Genomic DNA, 18,804 nt, shown 5'->3' with positions numbered 1-18,804 from the left:
GAGTACAGAAGGAATATGGGATATGGTGTGCAGATATTTGGATGCCTGAGGGATTTCCGCAAGGATCCGGCAGGCTTTTTCGCAAGGCTTGCCCAGGCAGGCTATCAGCAGGTAGAGCCTTGTGTGCTCTTTGGAGATGCTTCCGGCTATCCGGCAGCCCTCAGGGAACTGGTCTGGAAGCCCCAGGAGGTGCCGGCCTTTCAGGAAATGATGGAGGGACAGGGCCTCTGTCTCCGCTCCTGCCACGTGTTCTCCCGGGATGTGCTGGGTGCGGCGGAGGAAATGGCAGAGCTTGCCCAAAAAACCTCCATTGATGCCTATGTGGTAAACTGCCCACCGGACATTGCAAAGGTATACCGGGATTTCGCCAGGGACTGCCGCGCCCTCGCGGAAAAGCTGGCGGAAAGCGGCACAGCCCTGTGGCTTCACAACAACGCACCGGAGATAGCGGCCCGGGTGCAGGGGGAAGCGGGGGAAACCACCGTGATGGAGGCCATCCTCCAGGAAGCGGGGGAGGGCCTGGGCGCCCAGGTGGATACAGGCTGGGTGCTTTACGGCGGGATAGATCCGGCGGCGTTCCTGAAGCGGCTGGGAAGCCGCCTGCGCTCTGTACATTTTAAAGACATGGCGGAAAACTGCCAGTCTCTTTCCGGCCTGGATCGTTTTGCGGTGCTGGGCAGCGGGGTGACGGGCATCCCCTCTGTAATGGCCCAGATTCCGGAAGGGATGCCTGTGCTGGTGGATCAGGATGCCACACAGGGAGATTTCCTGGAGGACTTGTCCGCCTCCATTCAGGCGCTGCAGGCGGTGCGGCCATGATAAAATGCGCGATATTTGACGCGGACGGCACCTTGCTGGATTCCATGGGCATGTGGCGGGATATCACCTATGAATACGCGGCGGAAAAGGGCGTGAAAGCTCCCGCCGATCTCCACCACACCATGAACCGGCTGAGCATGGAGCAGTGCGCGGACATGTACCGGGCACTGGGCGTGCCTAGAAGCACCGAAGAGGTGGTAAAGGAACTTGCAGCCTGCGCCCTGGAAGGCTACCGCACCCGGGTGGGGGAAAAGCCCCGGGCCGGGGAATTTTTGCGGCTGCTGGCAGAAAACGGCGTGAAGGCGGCAGTGGCAACAGCCTCCCAGGCAGAGGGAGTGGGGGAGGCCCTAAAGCGGCTGGGGATGCTGCCTTATATCAGCCTGCTTGTAAGCTGCACGGAAATCGGCAAAAGCAAGGAGCACCCGGACATTTTCCTGGCCTGCGCGGAAAAATTCGGTGCCGCGCCCGGAGAGTGCGTGGTGTTTGAAGACTCCGCCTATGCCATGGAAACGGCGAAAAAAGCGGGTTTCCCGGTGGTGGCGGTGGAGGATGAAAGCGCCCTTCTGCTGAGGGAGCGCATAGAAAAAGCGGCAAACCGGCGCATTGCCGGCTTTGGCGAACTGATAGAAGAACTGCAGCCCGCCGGGGAAGCTTTGGGAGAGGCCCTGGAAGCCGGGCTTTGCAGCAAATTATAAAGGAGTTTCATAGGAATTATATGTTTTCAAATTTCCGTAAACGTTATATAGGGGACAAGGGCTTTTACATGGCGGTTATCGCCCTGATTATCCCCATGATCGTGCAGCAGGGCATCACCCAGTTTGTAAACCTGCTGGACAACGTGATGGTGGGCCGCCTGGGCACAAACCCCATGTCCGGCGTGGCCATTGTCAACCAGCTTATCTTTATTTTCAACCTGACCATTTTCGGCGGGCTTTCCGGCGCCTCCATTTTCGGGGCGCAGTTTTACGGCAAAGGAGACGAGAAGGGCCTGCGCCATTCCTTCCGCTTCCGGCTGCTGTTCGGCTTGGGGGTGACAGCGCTGGGGCTGGCTGTTTTCCTGTTTTTTGGGGATCAGCTTTTCCATCTGTACTTGAATAAAGAGAACTCCAGTCCGGCGGATATAGCCGCCACCTTGGGGTATGCCAAGGAATACCTGCTGATTATGCTGTGGGGGCTGTTCCCGTTTATGGTAATGCAGGTATATTCCAGCGCCCTGAAGGATATGCGGGAAACCTTTTCCCCCATGATGGCAAGCGTTATTTCCATTTCCGTGAACCTGGTGCTCAACTACCTGCTGATTTTCGGCAGCCTGGGCTTTCCGAAAATGGGCGTGCGGGGCGCGGCCCTGGCTACTGTGATAGCCCGGTATGTGGAGATGCTGTACCTGGTGGTATACGCTACCCGCCGGAAGAAAAAATTCACCTTCCTCCAGGGGGCTTTTAAGAGTATGCGGGTGCCCCTGCCCTTGGTGAAGAAAATCACCATCACCGGCATGCCCCTGCTGCTCAATGAAACCCTGTGGTCTATGGGCACCGCCATGATTAACATGTGCTATGCCACCCGGGGGCTTACCGCTGTGGCAGCCACCAATATTACAGGAACGGCGAATAACCTCTTTTCCATTATCATGATGACCATGGGCAATGCCATCGGCATTATGGCCGGACAGCTTTTAGGGGCAAACGACATAGAAGGGGCCAAAGACACAGTGCGCAAGGTGATGTTTTTCAGCGTCTCCTGCTGTGTGGTAACCGGAGGCCTGCTGGTGGTCTGCGCTCCTTTTATCCCCTACATTTATAACACCGAGGAGGCAGTGCGGCAGATTGCCGCCCAGACTCTCATCATTTGCGGATGCTTCCAGCCTGTCCATGCTTTTGTAAACTGCGCTTACTTTACCATCCGCTCCGGCGGCAAAACCTTCATCACCTTCCTTTTCGACTGTGCTTTCACATGGGTCGTATGCCTGCCCATTGCCTATTCTTTAAGCCATTTTACAGCCCTGAGCGTGGTGTGGGTGTTCTTCTTTGTGATGAGCGCGGATATTATCAAGGTGGTTATCGGGGCTTTTATGTTAAAATCCGGCATATGGGCCAAGAATGTAGTCAACGACACAGCAGCATAGCAAAGGCCTGGAAGGCCTTTTTATGAGAGAGGAGCTGTATACCATGAAAATCGTATTGCTGGGAGAGCCGATGGGCCTTTTTATGGCCAATGAAACCGGGGCTATCAGCGAGGTGAAAACCTTCACCGCTTCCATTGCGGGGGCGGAATACAATGTGGCGGTGGGCCTTGCCCGCCTGGGCCATACCCCGGCCTACTGCACCCGCTTAGGGTTTGATCCCATGGGGGAGAAAATCCTGAACGGCCTGCGCCAAAACGGCATTTCCACAGACCTTGTCATGCAGGCGGAGGGGGAGCTTACAGGCCTGATGATGAAAAGCTCTACCCAGAAGGGCGACCCGGACATCGCCTATTACCGGAAAGGATCGGCTGCTTCTAAAATCAGCCCCCACGATATAGACGGCCTGGATTTATACGGCTGCGAACGGCTCCATGTGACGGGGATTTTCCCCGCTGTGTCGGAGAGCGCCCTTTCCGCCACCCGGCGGCTTATCAGCCGCGCCCAGGCTTTGGGCATTCCCTATTCCTTTGACCCCAACCTGCGCCCCCAGCTTTGGACGGACAAGGGGCAGATGGTGCAGATCCTGAACAGCCTGGCCCAGGGCGCGGAGACAGTGCTGCCCGGGATAGGGGAGGGCAAACAGCTTACAGGCCAGGACAGCCCGGAGGGCATAGCAGATTTCTACCACGCCATGGGAGTGAAAAACGTGGTGGTAAAGCTGGGGGCAGACGGCGCGTTCTATTCTGAAAAGGACGGTGCCAAAGGCGTTTCCCCCGGCTTTCCGGTGGAAAAAATCGTGGACACTGTGGGCGCGGGAGACGGCTTTGCCGCTGGGGTGGTCAGCGCCCTGGCAGAGGGGGAAACCCTGGAGCAGGCAGCCTTCCGGGGCAACGTGATAGGGGCTGTGCAGATTACCCACAAAAGCGACAACGAGGGCCTGCCCACCCGGCAGCGCCTTTCGGAAATTATCCTGGCAGGAAAGGTATAGGCATATGGAAAACACTGCCATAAATTTTCAGGAACTGACAGAACTGGCCCTGCAAGCCCGGGAAAGGGCTTATGTGCCCTATTCCCATTTTGCTGTGGGCGCAGCACTGCTGTGTAAAGATGGCACAGTGTATCAGGGCTGCAACATAGAAAATGCCGCCTACCCCGCCACAAACTGCGCCGAGCGCACGGCTTTCTTCAAGGCTGTCAGCGAGGGCAGGCGGGACTTTGCCGCTATTGCCGTAGCAGGCGGCCCGGCAGGGGAAGCGCCTGCGGCCTTCTGCCCGCCCTGCGGGGTGTGCCGGCAGGTCATGCGGGAATTCTGCGGGGCGGATTTCGCCATCGTCCTTTCCGATGGCGGCAAGATACAGGCATATACCCTGGGGGAGCTGCTGCCCTGCTCCTTTGGGCCGGAAAACTTGTAAAACCATATGGGCAGGAGAGGGGAGAGGGCTTATGGAACAACTGGAACGCAGGGATAAAGTGAACTATTATCTGGATTTGGCGGAAATCGTCTCCCAGCGGTGCACCTGTCTGCGCAGGCATTACGGGGCGGTGATTGTAAAAAACGACGAGGTAATCTCCACAGGCTATGTGGGCGCGCCCCGGGGCCGGGACAATTGTTCCGATTTAGGCTACTGCCTGCGGCATAAAATGGGCATTCCCCGGGGGGAACGGTACGAGCTGTGCCGCAGCGTCCACGCCGAGGCTAACGCCATTATCTGCGCCTCCCGCCGGGACATGATAGGCGCCACCTTATATCTGGTGGGCCGCACGGTAGAGCGGGACGAAGCCACAGGAGCGCTGCGCCAGGGCGCCTATATTGAAAACGCTGTGTGCTGCTCCATGTGCAAGCGCCTGGTGATAAACGCGGGCATTGCCCAGGTGGTGTGCCGGGATGACAAAGAGCATTACCGTGTGATCGACGTGAGCCAGTGGATAGTGGATGACGAATCCCTGCGGGGGGTGCTGGGGTATTGAAAAAGGGCCGCTACAACGCTCTGGACACCCTCCGGGGCCTGCTGCTCGTCAATATGTCAGCCTATCACGCCCTTTATGACGTGGTATTTATAAAAGGCGTGCCTATAAGCTGGTATACCGGCCCCCTGGGCTATATATGGCAGCAGGGCATCTGCTGGGGGTTCATCTTTCTCTCCGGCTTCTGCTTCCGGTTTTCCCGTCATCCCCTGCGCCATGGCCTCACTGTGCTGGGGGCTGGCATCCTGGTAAGTTTGGTGACCACCCTTGCCATGCCGTCAGAGCGCATCCTCTATGGCGTGCTGTTCCTGCTGGGAATGGCCGGGCTTATCCAGTGCGGGGTCTGGTGGCTGTGGAACAAGCTGAAGCTGCCCCCATATCCGGCATGGCTGGGGCTTGCGATTTTCATTTCCCTCTTTTTCCTTACCCGGGGCGTGCCTTACGGGTATCTGGGATTTGAAGGCATCCGCCTCTTGGAACTGCCCTCCTGGCTGTATCAGAGCCAGTGGCTGGCCCCAGCGGGCCTGCCGGGGCCGGGCTTCTGGTCATCCGATTATTTCCCCCTAATCCCCTGGCTGTTTTTATATCTCTCCGGTTATTTTCTGTGGCGGCTGGTAGGCCACAACCCCCGGATTATGGAAAAGCTGAAGCCGGGCTTTCGCCCCCTGGCCTTTTTAGGGCGGCACAGCCTGCTTATTTATCTGGCCCACCAGCCTGTGCTTATGCTGGTTTTTATGCTGGTGTAGGAGGTGCGCTATGCGGTTTAAACGGGAAGGCAGCGTGATGTCCGTGGATCTCCATGGCGCCTCTGTGGAAAACGCCCGGGAATTGCTTCTCACATGGCTTGACCACGCGCCCCAAAGCGTTACAGAACTGCGGGTGATACACGGCTACAACCGGGGCACCCTTTTGCGGGACATGGTGCGGGAGGAGCTAAGCCATCCCCGGATAAAGGAAAAGCTTCCCGCCTTAAACCCCGGCGAGACCCGGCTGGTGCTGCGGAATATGCAAAAAAAGACTGTGAAAGGATGAAAGTATATGTCAATGCTGGTTGCGAAAGCCACCTGCGAACTGCGGGCGGCAGTAGGGCAGGCTATAGAAAAGGCCCAGGCGGCAGGGGAGCTTCCCCAGGCCCAGGCCCCGGAAATCGCTTTGGAGGTGCCCGGCGACCGCGCCCATGGGGACTGGGCCTGCAACGCCGCCATGGCAGGGGCCAGGGCCTTTAAAATGCCTCCCCGGAAGATTGCGGAGGCCATCCAGAAAAATCTGGATCTTTCCGCTACCTGCTTTCAAAGCTGCGAAATTGCGGGGCCTGGGTTCTTAAATTTCACCTATGCCCCCCGATTTTACGGGGAAGTGCTCCAGGATGTCCACAAGTTGGGCCAGGCTTACGGCAGCAGCGCCATGGGAGAGGGGAAACGGGTGCTGGTGGAGTTTGTTTCCGCCAATCCCACCGGCCCCATGCATATCGGCAATGCCCGGGGCGGCGTGCTGGGAGACGCCCTTGCCGCCACCTTGGAAACTGCGGGCTATCAGGTGGAGCGGGAGTTTTACGTCAATGACGCGGGCAACCAGGTGAACAAATTCGCCTGCTCCCTGGAGGCCCGGTATCTCCAGATATATAAGGGGGAGGACGCGGTGCCCTTCCCAGAGGACGGCTATCAGGGAGAGGACATTAAAGAGCACGCCAGAAGCTTTGCGGAGAAATACAGCGACCAGTATGTGGAAGCGCCGGAAAGCGACAGGCGGCAGGCACTGGTGGACTTCGCCCTGCCTCAGAACATCCAGGGCCTCCATGACGATCTGCTGCGCTACCGGGTGGAATATAATAACTGGTTTAGGGAATCCACCCTCCATGAAAACGGCGCTGTAGGCCGGGTGGTAGAGCTGTTAAAGGAAAAAGGGGCCACCTATGAAAAGGAAGGGGCCGTCTGGTTTAAGGGGAAAGCATACGGCAGCGAGGACTTTGTGCTGGTGCGCGGGAATGGTGTGCCCACCTACGTGGTGCCGGACATCGCCTACCACTATGATAAACTGGTCACCCGGAACTTTGACATAGCCATCGACGTGCTGGGGGCTGACCACCATGGCTACGTGCCCCGGTTAAAGGCTGCCCTCACCGCCTTGGGTGTGGATGCTTCCCGCCTGCAAATTGTCCTGATGCAGATGGTGCGCCTGGTGCGGGACGGGGAGATTGTCAAGGCCAGCAAGCGCAGCGGCAAAGCCATCACACTGGTAACCCTGCTGGAAGAGGTGCCTGTAGACGCGGCCCGGTTCCTCTTTAACTCTTACGAGCCTAACACCCGCATTGACTTCGATTTAGATTTGGCTGTCCAGCAGGACTCCCAGAACCCTGTATACTATGTGCAGTATGCCCACGCCCGGGTGTGCAGCATCCTGCGGAATCTGGCTGCCGATGGCATCACTCCCCGGGAATGCACCCTGGAGGAGCTGGGCCTGCTTGCTGCCCCGGAAGAAGCAGAGTTAATCCGCCAGATTTCCGCCTATACAAGCGAGGTGGAGGGAGCGGCAAAGGCCATGGACCCGGCCCGCATCACCCGGTACGTTATGGCCCTGTCCACCCTGTTCCACAAATTCTACAATGCCTGCCGGGTGAAGGGGGATAATCCCGCCCTCACTGCCGCTAGGCTGTACCTCTGCACCGCTTTTAAGCAGGTGCTGGAAAACGGCCTGGGCCTGTTCAAGGTGACGGCTCCTGAAAGCATGTAAATGGTCATGGGATACAGGCTTCCCACGCAAAGCCGTGAAAAAGCGCCGCTTTGCGTCCGGTATCTTGTTTTTCATACCCTGCCCCAGCCAGACTGGCTGGGGTTTTGCCGTCCCGGAAAGTTTATCGTTTGTTAATTTGACTGCCCGCGCAGAATTTGGTATAATAACAAGATAGAGCCTGCTGTCTCAAGCAGGTCCCAGGCAGAAACAGAAAGGTATGAGAATAGATTGGCGAATAATATTCTGACAAAGCTGTTTGGCAATTACAGCAAACGGGAGTTAAAACGTGTACAGCCGCTGGTGAACAAGGTGCTGGGGCTGGAGAATGCCTATAAAGCCATGGATGACGCAGAGCTGAAAGCCCAGACTGGCCTGCTGAAGGAGCGGCTGGGAAAAGGGGAAACCTTGGATGACATCCTCCCAGAAGCCTTTGCCGCCTGCCGGGAGGCTATGGACCGGGTGCTTTCCCTGCGGCTGTTTCCAGTGCAGGTGCAGGGCGGCATTATCCTGCACCAGGGCCGTATTGCGGAAATGAAAACAGGCGAAGGGAAAACCTTCACCCTGGCCCTGCCCGCCTTTTTAAACGCCCTGACAGGCCAGGGGGTTCACATCGTCACCGTAAACGAATATCTGGCAAAATACCAGGGAGAGATGATGGCCCGCGTTTTTAACTTCATGGGCCTTACAGTGGGCCTTGCTTTAACGGGCATGTCCAGCGCGGAGAAGCGGGAGGCTTATGCCTGCGACATCACCTATGCCACCAATAACGAGCTGGGCTTTGACTACCTGCGGGACAACATGGTTATCCGCAAAGAGGATAAAGTGCAGCGGGGCCACCATTACGCTGTTGTGGACGAGGTGGACTCCATCCTCATTGACGAGGCCCGCACCCCCCTGATTATTTCCGGGCATGGCGATGAAGCGGACATCCTTTACCAGCGGGCAAATTCCCTGGCTAAAACCTTGAAGCCTATCCGGGTGAAGGAAACTGACGAAAAGCAGGATAATGACGAGCTGTATAACGAATATGATTATATTATCAATGAGAAGCTCAAAACCTGTTCCCTTACCCGCCGGGGCGTGAAAAAAGCGGAAAACTATTTTGACATTGAAAACCTGACCGACTCTGATAATATCCGCATCCAGCACCATGTAAACCAGGCCATCCGGGCCTGGGGCATTATGCACAAGGATCAGGACTATGTGGTGAAGGATGGCGAGGTGATTATCGTTGACGAATTTACCGGGCGCCTGATGTTCGGGCGGCGGTATAACGAAGGCCTGCACCAGGCCATTGAGGCCAAGGAAGGGGTGGAGGTCGCCCGGGAGAGCAAAACCCTTGCCACTATCACCTTCCAGAACTATTTCCGCCAGTATGAGAAGCTTTCCGGCATGACGGGCACCGCTATGACGGAGCAGGAGGAATTTTCCGAAATATACAGGCTGGACGTGGTGGAAATCCCCACCAACCGCCCTATGATCCGGGAGGACTGCCCGGACGTGGTGTATAAGACTGTGGCGGCCAAGTTCCAGGCCGTGATTGATGACATTGCGAAACATCACGAAAAAGGCCAGCCTGTGCTGGTGGGCACCATCACCATTGAGAAGTCTGAAGAGCTTAGCAAAATGCTGCGCCAGCGGGGCATTAAGCACCAGGTGCTAAACGCCAAGTTCCATGAAAAGGAAGCCCAGATAGTGGCTCAGGCGGGCCGGAAAGGGGCTGTCACCATTGCCACCAACATGGCTGGACGTGGTACGGATATCCTCTTGGGCGGCAACGCAGAATTTATGGCAAAGGCCGAAATGCGTAAAATGGGCTATGCCGAGGAGCTTCTGGTGGAGGCCACTGCCTACAGCCACACCCAGGACGAGGCCATCCTGGAGGCCAGGGAAACATTTGCAAGGCTGAACCAGAAATACAAGGAGGAAATTGCGCCGGAGGCAGAAGAGGTGAAAGCCCTGGGCGGGCTTTACATCATTGGCACAGAGCGCCATGAGTCCCGCCGTATTGACAACCAGCTCCGGGGCCGCGCGGGCCGCCAGGGGGATCCGGGCAAAAGCCGGTTCTATATTTCCCTGGAGGACGATTTAATGCGCCTGTTCGGCGGGGAGCGCCTGTCCGCTATCATGGATAGGATGAAAATTGACGACGACATGCCTATTGAGACAGGCATGGTGTCAAATGCCATTGAAAGCGCCCAGCGCCGGGTGGAAAGCCGGAACTTCGGCATCCGCAAGAACGTGCTGCAATATGACGAGGTGATGAACAGCCAGCGCCAGATTATCTATGGGCAGCGGGATCAGGTGTTGAACGGCGAGGACATGCAGGAGCATATCTTGAAGATGATAAACGAAGATCTGGAAGAAAAGGTAAAAGCCGCCATGCCGGAGGAAATACAGCGGGATATCTGGGACTTGCCCGGCCTATGCAAGGACTACGACTGGCTGATACAGGAAGGGGATCTGCGCTATACGCCGGATGAACTGGAAACCCTCCAGCAGGAGGATGTGCTGGAGCTTCTGAAAAAGCGGGCCGCCGACATGTATGCCCAGCGGGAGAAGAAGTTCACGCCCCAGCGGATGCGCATTCTGGAGCGGGTGAAGCTGCTGGAGACAGTTGACGAAAAGTGGATGGATCACATTGACGCCATGGAGCAGTTGCAGGAGGGCATCCGCCTGCGGGCCTATGCCCAGCATGATCCGGTGGTGGAATACCGGTTGGAAGGCTTTGAGATGTTTGATAAAATGATTTCCGCCATCCGGGAGGACACTGCCAAGCTGGTGCTTACCTGGGAGCCAAAGAGCGAGGAAGCGCCGAAGCCCCAGCAGCGCGTTAAGATTATAAGCGCCGGCTTAGCCGGGGACAATACGGTGAAAAAGCAGCCTGTGCGCAAGCAGAAGAAGCCAGGGCGCAACGAGTTGTGCCCCTGCGGCAGCGGTAAAAAGTATAAAAAGTGCTGCGGGCGGGACGAATAAGGAGGAGAAGCCCCATGAAGAAAAAGATAAAAGCGTGGGGGCTTCTGGTGCTGGCAGCCCTGCTGGCCTTCGCCCTGTCCGGATGTGATATCCCGATGCCCGGCTTTGCCGACTATGACGTTTCCGGGTATATCCAGGCCTTGCTTGACAGCAGCTATCACAATTCCCACGACAGCTTCATTGTGGTGGCCCAGACTACAGAGGAGGCTGCCCGGGAAAGCCACGCCACCACCATAGAAAACATGGTGATAAATTTCTGCAATACCTATGGCGTAAATCCCTCGGAAGAGCAGCTTTCCCAGCTTACAGAAATTTTCTCCCAGCTTCTCCAGCACGCCAAGTATACGGTGCGGGAGGAGCAGAAGGTGGATACAGGCTATTATATTGAGGTGGAAGTCACGCCCATTGTGAATTTCAGCGACTGTTCCGCCCAATTAGAGGCCCTGCGCCAGCAGGCCCAGGAGGAGGCCGACGCCCTGAACACGCCCAGCCCCAGCCCGGAGCCAGAGGAGGATGAGGACGGGGATGGAGGGGAAGACGATTGGGGAGAAGAGGAACGGGAAAACGATGAAGAAGAAAGCCCCATTGCCACGCCCAAGCCGGTGACTACCCAGGTAAATCCCCAGGAGCTGTATATGGAAAAGGTGGTGGAATTCTGCCGCCAGCAGGCTGCCGCCATTGACTATGGGGTGGCACGCACCATGTCCCTGGACATCCGCCAGACAAATGAGGGAGAATTGCAGCTTGATTTAAACCAGATTGAAAATATCGACCAAACAATACTGCAATTGACAGCAGGCTGAAGAAAGGATGGCTGCCTTATGGAATTGGAAGCTTTATGCACAAGCACGTTGTTTGATTTGTCCCGCACCGCTGCCCGCCCCTTGCTGGAGGGTACGGAATACCCCTGGCAGGCGCTGTCCGGCATTGGCGGCTTTATAAAAGAGCTGGGCGCTTCCCTGCCTGCCGGGGAATATGAGCAGAGGGGAGAGGACGTGTGGGTACACAAAACCGCCGTCATTTTCCCCCAGAACTATATTGCCGGGCCTTGCATTATCGGCCCGGAAACCCAGGTGCGCCCTGGCGCGTTTATCCGGGGAAACGCCTTGGTAGGGGCAGGCTGCGTGGTGGGGAATTCCACGGAGCTGAAAAATGTCATCCTCTTTGACCGGGTTCAGGTGCCCCACTATAACTATGTGGGGGACTCCATCCTGGGATATAAGGCCCACATGGGGGCAGGCTCCATCACCTCCAACGTGAAGTCAGATAAAGCCCTGGTCACCGTCCGGATAGGCCAAAAGCGCATAGAGACAGGCCTGAAAAAGTTTGGCGCCATGCTGGGGGACGGGGTGGAAATCGGCTGCGGCACAGTGCTCAATCCCGGCGCTGTGGTTGGAAAGGAAAGCCGTGTATACCCCCTCTCCTCGGTGCGGGGCTTTGTGCCCAGCCAAAGCATTTATAAAAACCAGGGGGAGGTTGTCCCCCAGCGTTAAAGGCTCAGGACGGCTGCACAAGCCATGGAAAGGAGGGAAAGGCAAATGGATATGGTGACAGATTTTCTGGAAACCGGGGTGCTGCCTACAGTATTGCTCCTTGTGCGGGCCATTGTGCCGGTTTTGGCGCTGTACGTGGTGTGGCGCAGCTACACCTCCTTTAAGAAGGGCCAGCGCCGCCGGGATCCGGTGGTCATGCTCTGCGATGAAAGCTCTGGCCTGCGCTTTCCTGTGCTGTACTGGGAAAATTCCATCGGGCGCAGCAAATCCTGCGACATCTGCCTGCCAGACGCCACCATCTCCCGGGACCACGCGGTGCTCATGCGCCGGGAGGAGGGCTGGGTTATCTGCGACACAGGTTCTCATGCCGGGGTGCAGGTAAACGGCAAAAAGGTAAAGGGGCAGAAGCTTTTAAGCATTGGGGACGCTGTCACCCTGGGAGACGTGACCCTCACCCTGTGGAACGCGGACTCCCCGCCGGAAAAGCGCCGCCGCATTTTTACAGGCTTCTCCCGGGAAGCCGCCTCTCCCTTAAAGCTGATGATGGCGGCAAGCTTCGTACACCTTTTGATGGCGCTGCAGGCCTGCTTTATAGGGGGAAAGGCTGCCCCCATGCAGGCTGTGCCCACCCTGATAGCCATGGCCATAGGCTGGGGGCTGTATGTGTATTCCATTGGCATTCAGCACCGGGTCAGCTTTGAAATAGAAACCATTGCGTATCTCCTTTCCGGCATCGGCATCACCCTTCTTGCCGCCTGCGATATGGACGCCATCAAAACCCAGCTTGCCGCCATGTTCATCGGCGTCCTGCTGTTCTGCTTCCTGATTTGGTTCATGAACGATATGGACAGGGTGGCAAAGTTCCGCCTCTATATCGGGGCCGGGGCCATCCTGCTTTTCATCATCAACCTGGTTTTCGGCAGGGAGCAGTATGGCTCGAAAAACTGGATTTTCATCGGGCCGGTAAGCGTCCAGCCCTCAGAGCTGATAAAAATCGCCTTTATTTTTGTAGGCACTTCCACCCTGGACAGGCTTCAGACCAAAAAGAATATTACGGAATTCCTGGTGTTCACAGGCGTCTGCATGGGATTTTTGGTGCTGATGAAAGACCTGGGCACTGCCGCCATTTTCTTTGCGTGCTTCCTCATCATCGCCTTTATGCGTTCCGGCAGCGTGCGTACCATCGCCCTGGTGCTGACAGGCGCGGGGCTGGGCGTGCTGCTAGCCCTGCAGTTTATGCCCCACATTGTCTCCCGCTTTCAGGGCTGGGGCCATGTGTGGGAGCATATCAACGACCAAATGGGCTATTCCCAAACCCGGACGCTCACCTATATGGCAAGCGGAGGCCTGTTCGGCGTTGGCCTGGGGGATGGGATGCTGGCAGGCTCCGGGGTGTTTGCGGCAGATAGCGACCTGGTTTTCGGCCTGCTCTGCGAGGAACAGGGACTGCTTTTAGGCCTTGTGGTGCTGATGGCTATTGCCATGTTCACCATCTATGCCCGCAGCGATGTCACCCGCAGCCGCTCCACCTTCTTTTCCATTGGGGCCTGCGCTGTGGCGGGAATGCTCCTGTTCCAGACCTGCCTGAACGTGTTCGGCGCAACAGACATCCTGCCCATGACAGGCGTTACCCTGCCTTTTATCAGCGCAGGCGGATCCAGCATGATGAGCGTGTGGGGGCTGATGGCCTTCCTGAAAGCTTCTGACGAGCGCACCTATGCTGCCCGGCGGGCCAGCAAAAACAGCAGCCGTCCAGCGGCGGCCCGGCCCGGGCGCGGCACCGGGGAGTTCGCGCCGCCCCGTCCCAGCCGCACTGCGGAAAGGGATACAGGCTATACGCTCCGGCCTGCTCCCCGCCGTAAAAGCGGGGCAGGCAAACGGTATGCAAGCCCGCCGGCCCGCCACAGCAATCCCAAAAGGCCGCCCCCGCCGCCTGGAGACAGCGGGGATATGGAGGATATTACAAGCTGGAGATAAAGAAATCCCAAGGAGAAAGGGGATGGGTTTTTGAAAACAGTAGGCTTTCGGTCAATTGTTCTCTATATCCTGCTGGCTGTCTTTATAGGCGGGGTGGGATACCTGGTTGCAAACATGTTTTTACATGGCAGGCAGTGGGTTATGCAGCCTTATAACGCCCACCTTTCCGGGCAGATGGGAGACATCAAGGACAGGGACGGGAACCTTCTTGCCACCAGCCAGGACGGCGGGCGGGTTTACAGCGAAAATGATACAGTGCGCCGAGCCTTGCTTCATACTATCGGGGATACGGCGGGTTTTATCGGTACAGGGGTGCAGTCTGTCATGGGGGACAAGCTTACAGGCTATAACTTTATTACAGGGCTGAACGATACGGTCTTTTCCCGCATGGGCAGCGGCCTTACCCTAACAGTCAGCCAGGACGCCTGCACAGCCGCCTATAATGCCATGGCAGGCCGAAACGGCGCGGCAATCCTCTATAATTATGAAAACGGGGATATTCTGTGCAAGGTCAGCGCCCCCACCTTTGACCCCGCCTTTGTGCCCGAGGATATTGAGACAAATGACGCGTATAAGGGCGCTTATCTGGACAAGCCCTTGTCCGCAAGCTTTACCCCGGGCAGTATTTTCAAGATTATCACAGCCGCCGCTGCTATGGAAAAGTGGCCCGATTCCTGGAGCGAACGCACCTACGAGTGCTGGGGCGCGGAAAATATCGGCGGCAGCGATATCACCTGCCTGCACGGGGAGGCCCACGGCTCCCAGGACATGTTTGCCGCCATGGGCAATTCCTGCAATATTTATTTTGCCCATTTGGCAAACGATATCGGTGGCGGGGCCTTGCAGAAGAAGGCAGAGGAAATGGGCTTTAACCAGAGCTTCGACTTTAACGGCGTGAATGTTACAAAAAGCACCCTGGATCTCACAGGGGCAAATGCCAATCAGATAGGCTGGGCGGCAGTAGGCCAGTACACAGTGCTGGCAAATCCCTACCACATGATGGCTCTTATGGGGGCTGTGGCCAAGGATGGTTCCTATACCCAGCCCCGCCTGACAGAAGGGGGAGACATCTTTTCCGGGCTGGCGGCATCCGGGGACAGGAAGCTGATGAGCGCGGAAACCGCCCGACAGTTAAAAACCCTGCTGCGCGGCGACGTGGAAAATTACTATGGCGACTGGATGTTCCCCCAGGGCATGGCGGTCTGCGCCAAAACTGGCACAGGCGAAGTGGGGGAGGGCAAAGCCCCTAACTGCTGGATGGTAGGCTTTTGCGACAGCACCCAATACCCCTATGCCTTCGCGGTAGTTGTGGAGGAGGGCGAGGGCGGCATTGAGACGGCGGGAGTCCTTGTAAGCGCCATGCTCCAGGCCTTGGCTTGAGAAATGTCCTTTAACGAACCAAAAGGGCGCCCGGTATGGTACCGGGCGCCCTTTCGCTGCCTGTACGCTTGTTTTTAGGCTCACCGCCTTTTAGGCCACACATACAGCCCATAGCCAATCAGGCACAGGGAGATAAGGATAGCGCTGCCCGCCGCGCCAATGGCAATGGCGGTGTGGTTTAAAGGCCCTGCCACCATGCTGATAATCAAGGCGCAGGCGTCGGCAAACAATAAAAATTTGAAAAGGCTTTTTTCCGCGTTCATAAGCACACCTCTGGATGCCATCCCTGCAAGGCGCGGCATCCCTTTCTTTTCTCCATTTTTTTGCAAGACGTTTCTTTATGCCCAGCCAGGCCGGCTTTCCCAAAGGGCGCTGCTGAAAGCCGCCAGCTTCTCTAGGGTAAGCTGCTCAGCCCGGGCGTTGGGCTGCGCGCCTGCACTGCGCAGGGCTTCTTCCACCAGGGGCTTCGGCGCTCCCAGCGCGGCAGAAACCGCATTTGCCGCTGTTTTCCGCCGTTGGGAAAAGGCCCCCCGGGCCACCCGGAAAAAGAACGCCTTGTCCGGCACCTCCACAGGAGGGCTTGTGCGCATTTCCATGCGGAGCACAGCGGAATCCACCTTAGGCGGCGGCATAAAGCTGCCCCGACCCACCTCGAACAGCAGCTTTGGCCTGCTGTGATACTGCACGCTAACGCTTACCGCCCCGCATTCCCGGCTGCCTGGCTGGGCGCACAGCCGCTGGGCGGCCTCCTTCTGCACCAGCACTGTGAGGGATTTTAAGGGAAGCCCCCCCTCCAGCAGGCCCATAATCACAGGGGAGGTGATATAATAGGGGAGGTTTGCGCATACGCATATAGGCTCCCCGCCGAATTTCTCCTGTATCAGGGCGGCTAAATCCAGCTTCAGCACGTCCCCCTGCACCAGTTCCACGTTCCCGCAGCCCGACAGGGTTTCCTCCAGCACCGGGAAAAGCCGGCTGTCCAGTTCAATGGACACCACTTTTTTAGCCGCCTGGGAAAGCTCCCGGGTGAGCACCCCCACCCCCGGCCCGATTTCCAGCACCCCGGCACATTCCTCCGCCCCGCAGGCCGCCGCCATGCGGGGGCACACGCTGGGGTTTATAAGGAAATTCTGCCCCATAGCCTTGGAAAACCGGAACCCATGGCGGCCCAGCACCTCCCGGAGTACGCCGGGGTCAGCCAGGCTTCCGATAGTATCTCTTTCCATCACGCCTCCTCCAGTTCCACCTTGTATAAGATACGCACACCGTCGTCATAAACCCGGGTGAACAGCCTGTCCAGCGCTTGGGCGTCCACCTGGTAAGAGCTGTTTTCAAAGTCGCTGTACAGCACATAGCTTACATGGGTGCTTCTGTAAAAATTTAAAGATTCCGCAGGCTTTTCATACATTTCCCGCACAGCAAACTCCCTGCCGTAATAGGGCAGGCCATGATAAAACAGATAGCTGGGAGAGCCGCACACTACGTTGCGCCCGGCTAAGGCGCAGATTTCGTTGTTGTGCCGGGTGTCGGTAAGCACCACCGCGTCTGGCGGCAGGTTTTCCTCCACATAGGCGCACAGGGACAGGGCGCCGTCCCCATAAATTTCATATTCAGACACCGCCTCCCGGCCCAGGGTCAGGAATGCCGGGAGGATGAGGAAAGCGGTAAGCCCTCCTGCCAAAACATTTCTTGCGCCCCTCTGCCTGATTTTGCGCAGCATGTCCCAGAAAAACTCCGCCCCGCAGCAGCACAGCAGGGCATAGCCTACATACAGCAGCTTGTTGTTGTCATAGTCATTGGGTTGAAACTCCACAAATTCAGCAATCAGCCAAATCACCAGGGCCGGCACATACCGGGCAAAGCGCTCCTTTTGGCAGGCTATCAGCCCGCAGAAGGCCAGCACACCTGCAAGCCCCAGGTTTTTCAGGTAAAACCACAGATAATTGTCCTCCCCGGTCACCCATCCAAAGTGCCCCCGCACAAACTGCCCCGCCCCTGCCTGCCGGAAAGTCCACATGAAAAGCTGGGGGAGGGCCAGCAGGCAGGCGGCAAGTGCCAGTATGCCCCAGGTGTGGGCAATTTCCCAAAGCAACCCCTGCCGCCAGGCAAGAGCCAGCAAAAGTCCCAGCAGCGCCAGGCACAGCAGCACCACCAGGCTGATAAAAACCAGCAGCCAGGGGGAATCCTCCAGGCCATGGCGGCGGAAGATGTCCTTTAACAGGCACATAACGGGCACTCCCGCCACCACCGCGCCCTTTCCCAGCAAAACAGCCCTGTCCAACAGCCGGAGCCTTTTGCACAAATCCAGCACCAACCATCCCCCGCACACCAGCGCCAAAGCCAGAAAGGAGTGAGTGTGTACCATAGGCAGAGCGCCTGCCAGCACGCCTCCATAGAGAAAAAAACGCTTTTCCCCTTCAAAAACCCCCCGGTATAGCAGGTAGAGGGTGGGGAACAGTATGGCCCAGCCGAACAGGGTGGCCCGCTGGGGAAGCATCATGTCGGCTATCACGTTCACCCAGCGGATATTTTCCGCCACATAGTTTGTAGGCGTTTCATAAAATGCCGTGAAAATCCGGGTGAAATTCTCCTTCCCGCCCCCTAAAAAGTAGAACACCCCCAGCCCGCCGTTGCAGAAAAACAGCAGGAAAGCTATTGCCGTCTGGGCAGGCGATCCCAGCATCCGGCGGAAAAAGAGATATGCCCCGAAAAAGACCTGGGCGCCTGCCGCGCACATGGGCAAAGCATAGCTCAGCCGTAAAGGCGCGCCTAAAAGATAGAGGCTGGAGGAAATGCTGTCGGACAAAAAAGGATAGGAAAGCCGCACGCCGGGCAGCAGGGAATATTCGGGAGGAAAAACCTGCTGGCGGGCAAGGCTGGTGATAAAACTCAGGTGCATGCTCATGTCCCCATAGGTGGACTGGCAGCAGTATACCCGGTTGTTTTCAAAACGGAAGGAGTGGAACACTAAAAAAATGAAGAAGCCACAAAAGAGCGGGACAAGTAGCAGGAATTTTTGCCGCCCAAAGGCCCCCAAAGCCTTTGGCAGGGAGGAAAAAGCAGAAAACTTTTTGGCGCGGCTTCCATACAGGCTGGCCCCAGCGCACCCTAAGGCCAGCAGCAGGGCCAGCAGATGGGCGGCAGGGGAAAAGCCAAAGCCAAAGGCGAACAGCGCCGGAAACCACTGGAGCATCAGGCTTCCCGCCACGCTGCCGAAAAGCAGCCGTACCCCGGTGCTTTCCTGGGGCAGCAGGGGAAAGGCAGCAGCCACACCGCAGATCTGGAAAGCTCCGAAAAGCAGTATAGCTGCCAAAGCGCCTTCTAAAGAGCCTTCCATGCCGC

General features: G+C 57.3%; 17 protein-coding genes. 14 read left to right on the top strand and 3 right to left on the bottom strand.

Going from position 1 to position 18,804, the window contains the following annotated elements:
- Nucleotides 1-15: 15 nt before the first annotated feature.
- From VSQ30_RS08925 to VSQ30_RS08860, 14 genes are all read left to right on the top strand, one after another.
- Nucleotides 16-819: a sugar phosphate isomerase/epimerase family protein gene (locus tag VSQ30_RS08925; protein ID WP_334463532.1), complete on the top strand. Its 804-nt coding sequence runs from the start codon at nt 16-18 to the stop codon at nt 817-819.
- A complete protein-coding gene (locus tag VSQ30_RS08920) occupies nt 816-1,514 on the top strand; it encodes an HAD family hydrolase (RefSeq protein ID WP_334463531.1) in 699 nt (232 codons plus the stop codon). The genes VSQ30_RS08925 and VSQ30_RS08920 overlap by 4 nt, the downstream gene beginning before the upstream one ends.
- On the top strand, nt 1,499-2,941 hold the full coding sequence (locus VSQ30_RS08915) for an MATE family efflux transporter (RefSeq protein WP_334463529.1): 1,443 nt from the start codon (nt 1,499-1,501) through the stop codon (nt 2,939-2,941). Before VSQ30_RS08920 ends, VSQ30_RS08915 begins: the two co-directional genes overlap by 16 nt.
- A gap of 43 nt (nt 2,942-2,984) precedes the next feature.
- Nucleotides 2,985-3,929, top strand: coding sequence for a sugar kinase (locus VSQ30_RS08910; RefSeq protein ID WP_334463526.1), 945 nt, complete (start codon nt 2,985-2,987; stop codon nt 3,927-3,929).
- Nucleotides 3,930-3,933: 4 nt separating this feature from the next.
- Nucleotides 3,934-4,353, top strand: a complete 420-nt coding sequence (locus VSQ30_RS08905; RefSeq protein ID WP_334463525.1) for a cytidine deaminase — start codon at nt 3,934-3,936, stop codon at nt 4,351-4,353.
- A 40-nt stretch (nt 4,354-4,393) separates the two neighbouring features.
- Nucleotides 4,394-4,909, top strand: a complete 516-nt coding sequence (locus tag VSQ30_RS08900; protein ID WP_160641343.1) for a deoxycytidylate deaminase — start codon at nt 4,394-4,396, stop codon at nt 4,907-4,909.
- Nucleotides 4,906-5,652: a heparan-alpha-glucosaminide N-acetyltransferase domain-containing protein gene (locus tag VSQ30_RS08895; protein ID WP_334463523.1), complete on the top strand. Its 747-nt coding sequence runs from the start codon at nt 4,906-4,908 to the stop codon at nt 5,650-5,652. The genes VSQ30_RS08900 and VSQ30_RS08895 overlap by 4 nt, the downstream gene beginning before the upstream one ends.
- Nucleotides 5,653-5,662: 10 nt before the next feature.
- Nucleotides 5,663-5,938, top strand: a complete 276-nt coding sequence (locus tag VSQ30_RS08890) for a Smr/MutS family protein (protein WP_334463521.1) — start codon at nt 5,663-5,665, stop codon at nt 5,936-5,938.
- Nucleotides 5,939-5,944: 6 nt separating this feature from the next.
- The gene (gene argS, locus VSQ30_RS08885; protein ID WP_334463518.1) at nt 5,945-7,636 is read left to right on the top strand and encodes an arginine--tRNA ligase; all 1,692 of its coding nucleotides are present in this window, start codon (nt 5,945-5,947) and stop codon (nt 7,634-7,636) included.
- A gap of 228 nt (nt 7,637-7,864) precedes the next feature.
- A complete protein-coding gene (gene secA / locus VSQ30_RS08880) occupies nt 7,865-10,612 on the top strand; it encodes a preprotein translocase subunit SecA (RefSeq protein WP_334463515.1) in 2,748 nt (915 codons plus the stop codon).
- Nucleotides 10,613-10,626: 14 nt separating this feature from the next.
- Nucleotides 10,627-11,415 (top strand): hypothetical protein, encoded by a 789-nt coding sequence (locus tag VSQ30_RS08875; RefSeq protein ID WP_160641242.1) that lies wholly within the window; start codon nt 10,627-10,629, stop codon nt 11,413-11,415.
- 18 nt (nt 11,416-11,433) lie between these two features.
- Complete coding sequence (locus VSQ30_RS08870) at nt 11,434-12,105, top strand: acyltransferase (RefSeq protein WP_334463513.1); 672 nt, start codon at nt 11,434-11,436, stop codon at nt 12,103-12,105.
- Nucleotides 12,106-12,150: 45 nt separating this feature from the next.
- Nucleotides 12,151-14,082, top strand: coding sequence for an FtsW/RodA/SpoVE family cell cycle protein (locus tag VSQ30_RS08865; RefSeq protein WP_334463511.1), 1,932 nt, complete (start codon nt 12,151-12,153; stop codon nt 14,080-14,082).
- A 30-nt stretch (nt 14,083-14,112) separates the two neighbouring features.
- Nucleotides 14,113-15,462, top strand: a complete 1,350-nt coding sequence (locus tag VSQ30_RS08860) for a penicillin-binding transpeptidase domain-containing protein (RefSeq protein ID WP_334463509.1) — start codon at nt 14,113-14,115, stop codon at nt 15,460-15,462.
- Nucleotides 15,463-15,542: 80 nt separating this feature from the next.
- Here VSQ30_RS08860 and VSQ30_RS08855 read toward each other — a convergent pair whose 3' ends face one another.
- The 3 genes from VSQ30_RS08855 to VSQ30_RS08845 all read right to left on the bottom strand — a co-directional run bounded on the left by VSQ30_RS08855 (nt 15,543) and on the right by VSQ30_RS08845 (nt 18,799).
- Nucleotides 15,543-15,725 carry a hypothetical protein gene (locus tag VSQ30_RS08855; RefSeq protein WP_160641246.1) on the bottom strand — a complete coding sequence of 61 codons (183 nt, stop codon included), beginning with the start codon at nt 15,723-15,725 and terminating at the stop codon, nt 15,543-15,545.
- 75 nt (nt 15,726-15,800) lie between these two features.
- On the bottom strand, nt 15,801-16,688 hold the full coding sequence (gene rsmA / locus VSQ30_RS08850; RefSeq protein ID WP_502876221.1) for a 16S rRNA (adenine(1518)-N(6)/adenine(1519)-N(6))-dimethyltransferase RsmA: 888 nt from the start codon (nt 16,686-16,688) through the stop codon (nt 15,801-15,803).
- A complete protein-coding gene (locus tag VSQ30_RS08845; protein WP_334463505.1) occupies nt 16,688-18,799 on the bottom strand; it encodes a hypothetical protein in 2,112 nt (703 codons plus the stop codon). The genes rsmA and VSQ30_RS08845 overlap by 1 nt, the downstream gene beginning before the upstream one ends.
- Nucleotides 18,800-18,804: the final 5 nt, after the last annotated feature.

It is taken from the genome of Acutalibacter sp. JLR.KK004 (assembly GCF_036941085.1).
In the GTDB taxonomy this organism is placed as follows: Bacteria; Bacillota; Clostridia; order Oscillospirales; family Acutalibacteraceae; genus Acutalibacter.
This window is presented reverse-complemented; position numbering and strand designations above follow the sequence as displayed.

Excerpts from the sequence above, each read along its gene's own strand:
- argS (WP_334463518.1), top strand. The coding sequence starts at position 5,945 with ATGTCAATGCTGGTTGCGAAAGCCACCTGCGAACTGCGGGCGGCAGTA.
- VSQ30_RS08910 (WP_334463526.1), top strand. The coding sequence starts at position 2,985 with ATGAAAATCGTATTGCTGGGAGAGCCGATGGGCCTTTTTATGGCCAAT.
- VSQ30_RS08855 (WP_160641246.1), bottom strand. The coding sequence starts at position 15,725 with ATGAACGCGGAAAAAAGCCTTTTCAAATTTTTATTGTTTGCCGACGCC.
- VSQ30_RS08890 (WP_334463521.1), top strand. The coding sequence starts at position 5,663 with ATGCGGTTTAAACGGGAAGGCAGCGTGATGTCCGTGGATCTCCATGGC.
- VSQ30_RS08905 (WP_334463525.1), top strand. The coding sequence starts at position 3,934 with ATGGAAAACACTGCCATAAATTTTCAGGAACTGACAGAACTGGCCCTG.
- VSQ30_RS08865 (WP_334463511.1), top strand. The coding sequence starts at position 12,151 with ATGGATATGGTGACAGATTTTCTGGAAACCGGGGTGCTGCCTACAGTA.
- rsmA (WP_502876221.1), bottom strand. The coding sequence starts at position 16,688 with ATGGAAAGAGATACTATCGGAAGCCTGGCTGACCCCGGCGTACTCCGG.
- VSQ30_RS08920 (WP_334463531.1), top strand. The coding sequence starts at position 816 with ATGATAAAATGCGCGATATTTGACGCGGACGGCACCTTGCTGGATTCC.
- VSQ30_RS08870 (WP_334463513.1), top strand. The coding sequence starts at position 11,434 with ATGGAATTGGAAGCTTTATGCACAAGCACGTTGTTTGATTTGTCCCGC.
- VSQ30_RS08875 (WP_160641242.1), top strand. The coding sequence starts at position 10,627 with ATGAAGAAAAAGATAAAAGCGTGGGGGCTTCTGGTGCTGGCAGCCCTG.
- VSQ30_RS08925 (WP_334463532.1), top strand. The coding sequence starts at position 16 with ATGGGATATGGTGTGCAGATATTTGGATGCCTGAGGGATTTCCGCAAG.
- VSQ30_RS08845 (WP_334463505.1), bottom strand. The coding sequence starts at position 18,799 with ATGGAAGGCTCTTTAGAAGGCGCTTTGGCAGCTATACTGCTTTTCGGA.